The sequence below is a fragment of the Pedobacter insulae genome (assembly GCF_900113525.1).
In the GTDB taxonomy this organism is placed as follows: Bacteria; Bacteroidota; Bacteroidia; order Sphingobacteriales; family Sphingobacteriaceae; genus Pedobacter; species Pedobacter insulae.
Map to the genome: position 1 here is coordinate 483,969 of NZ_FOPP01000003.1, position 6,606 is coordinate 490,574.

Here is a 6,606-nt window from a genome sequence, read left to right on the forward strand (position 1 = left end):
TTAATGTTTTTTCTGATAATTTCAACACGCTGGCGGGACTAAGGGCGAACTAATTTTTTTCTAGCGGCATATTTTCACTATAATTGTTTAATCAACAATCCTTATTTGTTATGATACAAAAGTTATTTCTTACAACGATTATAATTGTTGGAATGTTTATTTCAGCTATTCAAGCTCAAATTACACCCAATGCGCAACAAGTCTCCGTTAAAAACTATCAAACACCAGTAAAAAAATTAGGCACACGCGGGTCGTATAGAGTTCGAACATCTGCTAACATTGACACAGTAAAAAATACCGACTTCAGTTTAAATGGACAATATCAATTTATGTTATCTCGTTCAAAAACTGTAAATGGTTATAAGTTAATTAATCCTGCTAGATTGGCTTCGGTATGGAAAAGTGTTACCGACACATTGCGTAAAGAAGGGATAGCGTTAGCTGATACGAAGGCTAAATTAGCGGAACAAACAAGAACAGTTGGGAGCTTACAAACGAAAGTAAGTGAAAAAGAAGCTGCTTTAAATAATAGTACCGTAAAAGCAGACGAGATTAGTTTATTAGGATTTTCTTTCACTAAAGGCAATTATCACATGATTGTTTGGTCGATTATAACTGTTTTGGCCATTTCACTATTAGCCGTGATTGGCCGATCGTCGAAAAACATCCAGGAAGCTAAACATAGAACACAGCTGTATGATGATGTTTTTAATGAATACCAGGCTTATAAGGTAAAGAGCAATGAGCAGCAGCGCAAACTGGCACGCGAACTACAAGATGAGCGTAATATTGTGGAAGAATTACGAGGAAGGGGCTAAAACAAAAAAAGCCTTCCGAAATTCGAAAGGCTTTTTTGTATGTTATCATCATTAAACTTTGATTTCAACTTCAACACCGCTAGGTAATTCAAGTTTCATTAAAGCGTCAACTGTTTTTGAGTTAGAGCTATAAATATCTAATAGACGTTTATAAGCACATAATTGAAACTGCTCACGTGCTTTTTTGTTTACGTGTGGTGAACGCAAAACAGTGAAGATTTTCTTTTCTGTTGGCAACGGAATTGGTCCGCTAACTACTGCACCCGTAGGTTTTACAGTTTTAACGATTTTCTCAGCAGATTTATCTACTAAGTTGTAATCGTATGATTTTAACTTAATTCTAATTCTTTGGCTCATCTTATTTTAAATTATGATCCCTTGTTAGAGCTATTAATAACAAGGGACCGGTTTATTTTTATTAGTCTTCCGACTTAACTTTACCTTTTGATTTGGCAATTACCTCGTCTTGTACGTTTTTCGGTGCTGCTTCATAGTGGTCAAATTCCATTGTTGAAGTTGCACGTCCAGAAGTGATTGTACGTAACTGAGTTACATAACCAAACATTTCTGATAAAGGAACAGTTGCTTTAATTACTTGAGACCCAGCACGCGTGTCCATTCCTAAAAGTTGACCACGACGACGGTTCATGTCACCGATTACATCACCCATGTTTTCTTCAGGGGTTAAGATCTCGATTTTCATGATAGGCTCCATCAATGTAGGCTTACATTTTGGTAATGCTTCACGGTATGCCATTCTAGCTGCAAGCTCAAATGACAATGCATCTGAATCGACCGCGTGGAATGAACCATCAATTAAACGAACTTTCATGTCAGGAAGTGGGTAACCTGCTAACACACCATTCGCCATTGCTGATGCAAAACCTTTTTCTACTGAAGGGATAAACTCACGAGGGATTGAACCACCTGTGATTTCATTCACAAACTGTAAACCACCTTTTTCGTAATCAGCATCAATTGGAGAAATAACAACTTGGATGTCCGCAAATTTACCACGACCACCAGATTGTTTTTTATATGTTTCACGATGTTGAGTTGTACCAAAAATAGCCTCTTTGTAAGCAACTTGTGGTGCACCTTGGTTAACCTCTACTTTAAATTCACGTTTTAAACGATCAATTAAAATATCTAAGTGAAGCTCACCCATACCTGAAATTACTGTTTGACCAGTTTCTTCGTCAGTTTGCACTCTAAATGTAGGATCTTCTTCAGCTAGTTTACCTAAAGCCATACCTAATTTATCAACGTCGGCCTGAGTTTTAGGCTCAATTGCTAAACCAATTACCGGCTCAGGGAAGTTCATGGACTCAAGAATGATTGGGTTTTTCTCTTCACAAAGTGTATCTCCAGTTTTGATATCTTTAAAACCTACAACCGCAGCAATATCACCAGCACCTACGTTAGGGATTGGGTTTTGCTTGTTTGCATGCATTTGGAAGATACGAGAAATACGTTCTTTGTTTTCAGAACGAGCATTGTAAACGTATGAACCTGCTTCAAGGTTACCTGAATATACACGGATAAAACATAAACGACCTACGAATGGATCGGTTGCAATTTTAAATGCTAAAGCTGCAAAAGGCTCTTTTTCAGAAGGTTTTAAGGTAATTTCCTCACCTGTATCTGGGTGGGTTCCAGTAATACCTTCGCTATCCATAGGAGAAGGCAATAATTCCATCACATAATCAAGCATAGTTTGTACACCTTTGTTTTTGAAAGATGAACCACAAACCATAGGAACGATTTTAGCATCTAAAACAGCTGCACGTAAAGCATCTAAAATTTCACGCTCAGTGATTGAGTTTGGATCTTCGAAGAATTTCTCCATCAAAGTCTCATCATAATCAGCAACTGATTCTAGTAATTTCTCTCTCCATTCAGCAACCTCATCTAACATATCTTCAGGAATTGGCACTTCAGTAAAGGTCATACCTTTATCATGCTCATTCCAAACGATACCACGGTTGTTGATTAAATCAACCACACCTTTAAATGAATCTTCAGAACCGATAGGCAATTGCAATGGAACTGCATTACTACCTAACATATCTTTAACTTGTTTAACAACTTTTAAGAAATCTGCTCCAGAACGGTCCATTTTGTTAACGAAACCAATACGGGCAACATTATAGTTGTTAGCTAAACGCCAGTTAGTTTCAGATTGAGGCTCAACACCATCAACTGCTGAAAACAAGAACACTAAACCATCTAATACACGTAATGAACGATTTACCTCTACGGTAAAATCTACGTGTCCAGGTGTATCGATAATGTTAATGTGGTATTTGCTACCTCTGTAGTTCCAATTAACTGTTGTAGCAGCAGAAGTAATGGTAATACCACGCTCTTGCTCTTGCGCCATCCAGTCCATTGTTGCAGCACCTTCGTGTACCTCTCCAATTTTGTGACTTACACCAGCATAATAAAGAATACGCTCAGTTGTTGTAGTTTTACCCGCATCAATGTGAGCAGCGATTCCGATATTTCTTGTATATTTTAAATCTCTTGACATCTTAAATGATTTCTCTTAATTAGAATCTAAAGTGTGAGAACGCTTTGTTAGCCTCGGCCATTTTATGCGTATCTTCTTTCTTTTTAACTGCTGCACCTTCGCCTTTAGCTGCTGAAACCATTTCTCCAGCTAATTTTTCTTTCATGGTTTTTTCACCACGTTTGCGAGCGTAATTGATTAACCATTTCATGCCTAAAGCAATTTTACGGTCTGGTCTTACCTCTGTTGGCACTTGGAAGTTTGCACCACCTACACGACGAGATTTAACCTCTACTGCTGGTGATATATTCGCTAAAGCACGTTTAAATACTTCTAATCCATTCTCTCCAGCTTTTTTCTCAGCTAATTCTACTGCATCATAAAAAATAGCGTAAGCGATAGATTTTTTTCCATCGAACATCATATTATTTACAAATCTTGTAACCTGAACATCGTTAAACTTAGGATCAGGAAGAATAATTCTCTTTTTTGGTTTTGATTTTCTCATTTCTGTTTCCTCCTAATTATTTTTTCTTACCTTTTGCTGGTGCTGCAGCTGCTTGTCCTGGTTTAGGACGCTTAGTACCATATTTACTACGACGTTGGTTACGACCAGCTACACCTGATGTATCTAATGCACCACGAATGATGTGATAACGTACACCTGGTAAATCTTTAACACGACCACCACGAATTAACACGATTGAGTGCTCTTGTAAGTTGTGACCTTCTCCAGGAATATAGGCATTCACCTCTTTTCCATTGGTTAAACGTACACGGGCAACTTTACGCATTGCTGAGTTTGGTTTTTTAGGGGTAGTAGTATATACACGTGTACATACACCTCTTCGCTGTGGACAACTGTCCAACGCCGGAGACTTACTCTTGAACTCCAGTGCTACTCTACCTTTTCTAACTAATTGTTGAATGGTTGGCATTTCTTGCTTTTTGTTTTTGCTATTTTTAATTTAAAAACTGCCTTAACGGCCAGCCTACAACGAGGCCACATTAAGGGACTGCAAAAGTACGAACTTAATTTTTGATAATCAAGGGATTGGGAGAGATTTTTTTCGAGTACAAAAGATTAAGTATCAAAGAACAAGGATTATCCACAGATTTTATTCGACAAGTTAAATATTGATGTGTTTCGAGAACTTATCGAGTAGCGTTCGGGAAATGATTAAGAAGCATTCGTCCCAGCTTTCTTAAAAGAGCCGTAACAGCTTCGAGTCGCGTTCGAGTCGTTTTCGGGTGTTATTCGGGTCAGAAAACGTGGATAATAGGTGGACCGAATGTGAAAACAATTGTCTTATCCGTATATAGCTATAATAAATTAATTATATTCCTGATTCCACAACTTTTGAACTTGATCCGAATCAAACCTTTTTTAGCGATTATTAACTTTAAAGAAATATTTAAAACTTTTTTTTGGTGGGTGTTTTGCGTCGATCAATTTTTTGGACGAAATAAAGACCTTGCCGAACGTATAAAAGCTAGCGAAGAGTTTACAGATCTTAATCTAATCGCATTTATTAAATCTTACAACGCCAGTAAACCTTAAATTTTTAAATCAACTTTCAAAGAACAATCGATGGGTACCTGTTAACAAATCTATCGAGATCAAGAGAATTATTAGCATTTTGGCACCGAATGTCATCGATTGTCACTAAATGTCAGCTGGAGCATGACACCGCTACTGACTCTCTTCGAGATTGCGAAGTACCCGGCATAGTGTTTCTATACTTTTTGCATAGCTTTTCTATACCTACAGCTATACAATCACTATAGAAAAGGTATAGCGGAACTATAGGATAGGTATAGGATAGGTATAGAAATGATATGGCAATCCAGTAGTAATCCCGAAGTGTCTTATCCGTCTATAGCTTTACAGTTTTTTTGGATACACCATTCACTGTCAATGAAAGAAGAAGCAATTGCAAGATTTGATTATCCTGAAGAACTTAAGGAAAAATTGGTAGAGCTGGTTGTTTACCAGAACTATTCAAAAGAAGAAGTAGCTAAAAAGTACGGTGTGGCAAATACCTACATCCTCACCAACTGGATTAATTTGTACAAGAAGAAATTAGAGAAAGGAGCCGTAACTTTAGCTCCTATGGAAAAGCCAAAGACTAAAGATGCCGCTGAGCTGAAGAATCGGATAAAGGATCTGGAGAAGGCATTGGAGAAGGCCAATGTACTTATCTACGGTCTGAACTCTATGATTGACCATGCTGAAAAGGCGCACAAAGTTCCCATTAGAAAAAAGGGTGGTACCAAACAGTAAAGCTGATCAAGGAGAAACGCATTACAAGGATGGGCGTCGGGCCACTTTGTAGACTGTTTGGTAAGAGCCGACAAGCATATTATGATCATCTCAGGCATTACTCCCGGCAGGAGGAGCAGGAAGAAATCGTCATTGAGATGGTCCATCAGGTTCGCAGGGAGCTCCCGGGATTGGGAGGTCATAAGCTCTATAAGTGCCTTTATACGCCCTTTCAGAGCCATGGGATAAAAATTGGAAGAGATAAGCTTTATACCATTTTGGGGAAACACAAGCTTTTGATAGATAGAAAAAGAAGAAGCCCCAGGACAACCCAGTCCAATCATTGGTTTAGACGATATCCCAATTTGATAAAGGAGATGGAGATAGTCCGTAGTAACCAGTTATGGGTCTCTGACATCACTTATATTTGCATAGGTTACGATTTCAATTACCTTTCGCTGATTACCGATGCCTATTCAAGAAAAATCATGGGCTATTGCCTTCATTCTTATCTGAATGCCCAAGGATCGGTGAATGCGCTGAAAATGGCCCTTAAAGATCGAAACTCGGAGGCTCCGCTGATCCATCACTCCGACAGGGGTGTGCAATACTGCAGCTATGATTACACATCATTGCTTCGAAATAATGATATTTCCATTAGTATGACCGAAAACGGAGAAGCATACGAAAACCCCATAGCCGAAAGAATAAATGGGATTCTTAAAACAGAGTTCAAGCTTAATAGGGTATTTCAATCCAGAACCCAGGCAATGTTGGAAGTAACCAAGAGTATTGAATCCTATAATCATCTTCGACCCCACATGAGCTGTAATTACCTCACACCAACTGTAGCGCATACAACTAAGGAACCGTTAATCAAGCGGTGGAAGAACTGTAGGAAAAAGTATAAAAGAACTAATAAAAAACTATTAACTTTATAATTATTAACCCTTCCAAAACTGTAAAGGGAAACCCGTATCAGACCAACTGTAAACCTATATTAGTAGAAGACA

The 6,606-nt window shown here is 38.2% G+C and carries 7 protein-coding genes; 3 read left to right on the plus strand and 4 right to left on the minus strand.

Going from position 1 to position 6,606, the window contains the following annotated elements:
• The first annotated feature begins 110 nt into the window (after nucleotides 1-110).
• Nucleotides 111-818, plus strand: a complete 708-nt coding sequence (locus BM207_RS07475; protein ID WP_090992939.1) for a hypothetical protein — start codon at nucleotides 111-113, stop codon at nucleotides 816-818.
• Nucleotides 819-869: 51 nt separating this feature from the next.
• Here BM207_RS07475 and rpsJ read toward each other — a convergent pair whose 3' ends face one another.
• From rpsJ to rpsL, 4 genes are all read right to left on the minus strand, one after another.
• A complete protein-coding gene (rpsJ, locus tag BM207_RS07480; protein ID WP_008244591.1) occupies nucleotides 870-1,175 on the minus strand; it encodes a 30S ribosomal protein S10 in 306 nt (101 codons plus the stop codon).
• 61 nt (nucleotides 1,176-1,236) lie between these two features.
• Nucleotides 1,237-3,351, minus strand: coding sequence for an elongation factor G (gene fusA, locus BM207_RS07485; RefSeq protein WP_090992940.1), 2,115 nt, complete (start codon nucleotides 3,349-3,351; stop codon nucleotides 1,237-1,239).
• Between the two features lie 19 nt (nucleotides 3,352-3,370).
• Nucleotides 3,371-3,838: a 30S ribosomal protein S7 gene (gene rpsG / locus BM207_RS07490; protein ID WP_090992941.1), complete on the minus strand. Its 468-nt coding sequence runs from the start codon at nucleotides 3,836-3,838 to the stop codon at nucleotides 3,371-3,373.
• 16 nt (nucleotides 3,839-3,854) lie between these two features.
• Nucleotides 3,855-4,268 (minus strand): 30S ribosomal protein S12, encoded by a 414-nt coding sequence (gene rpsL / locus BM207_RS07495; protein ID WP_010599925.1) that lies wholly within the window; start codon nucleotides 4,266-4,268, stop codon nucleotides 3,855-3,857.
• 980 nt (nucleotides 4,269-5,248) lie between these two features.
• Between rpsL and BM207_RS07505 the strand changes: the two genes are divergently transcribed.
• Nucleotides 5,249-5,614 carry a transposase gene (locus tag BM207_RS07505; RefSeq protein ID WP_090994450.1) on the plus strand — a complete coding sequence of 122 codons (366 nt, stop codon included), beginning with the start codon at nucleotides 5,249-5,251 and terminating at the stop codon, nucleotides 5,612-5,614.
• A gap of 29 nt (nucleotides 5,615-5,643) precedes the next feature.
• The gene (locus BM207_RS07510) at nucleotides 5,644-6,534 is read left to right on the plus strand and encodes an IS3 family transposase (protein WP_090992497.1); all 891 of its coding nucleotides are present in this window, start codon (nucleotides 5,644-5,646) and stop codon (nucleotides 6,532-6,534) included.
• Nucleotides 6,535-6,606 lie beyond the last annotated feature (72 nt).

What these genes read in the sequence shown, in the direction of transcription:
- BM207_RS07505 (WP_090994450.1), top strand. Translation starts at nt 5,249, where the DNA reads ATGAAAGAAGAAGCAATTGCAAGATTTGATTATCCTGAAGAACTTAAG.
- BM207_RS07510 (WP_090992497.1), top strand. Translation starts at nt 5,644, where the DNA reads ATGGGCGTCGGGCCACTTTGTAGACTGTTTGGTAAGAGCCGACAAGCA.
- BM207_RS07475 (WP_090992939.1), top strand. Translation starts at nt 111, where the DNA reads ATGATACAAAAGTTATTTCTTACAACGATTATAATTGTTGGAATGTTT.
- rpsL (WP_010599925.1), bottom strand. Translation starts at nt 4,268, where the DNA reads ATGCCAACCATTCAACAATTAGTTAGAAAAGGTAGAGTAGCACTGGAG.
- rpsJ (WP_008244591.1), bottom strand. Translation starts at nt 1,175, where the DNA reads ATGAGCCAAAGAATTAGAATTAAGTTAAAATCATACGATTACAACTTA.
- rpsG (WP_090992941.1), bottom strand. Translation starts at nt 3,838, where the DNA reads ATGAGAAAATCAAAACCAAAAAAGAGAATTATTCTTCCTGATCCTAAG.
- fusA (WP_090992940.1), bottom strand. Translation starts at nt 3,351, where the DNA reads ATGTCAAGAGATTTAAAATATACAAGAAATATCGGAATCGCTGCTCAC.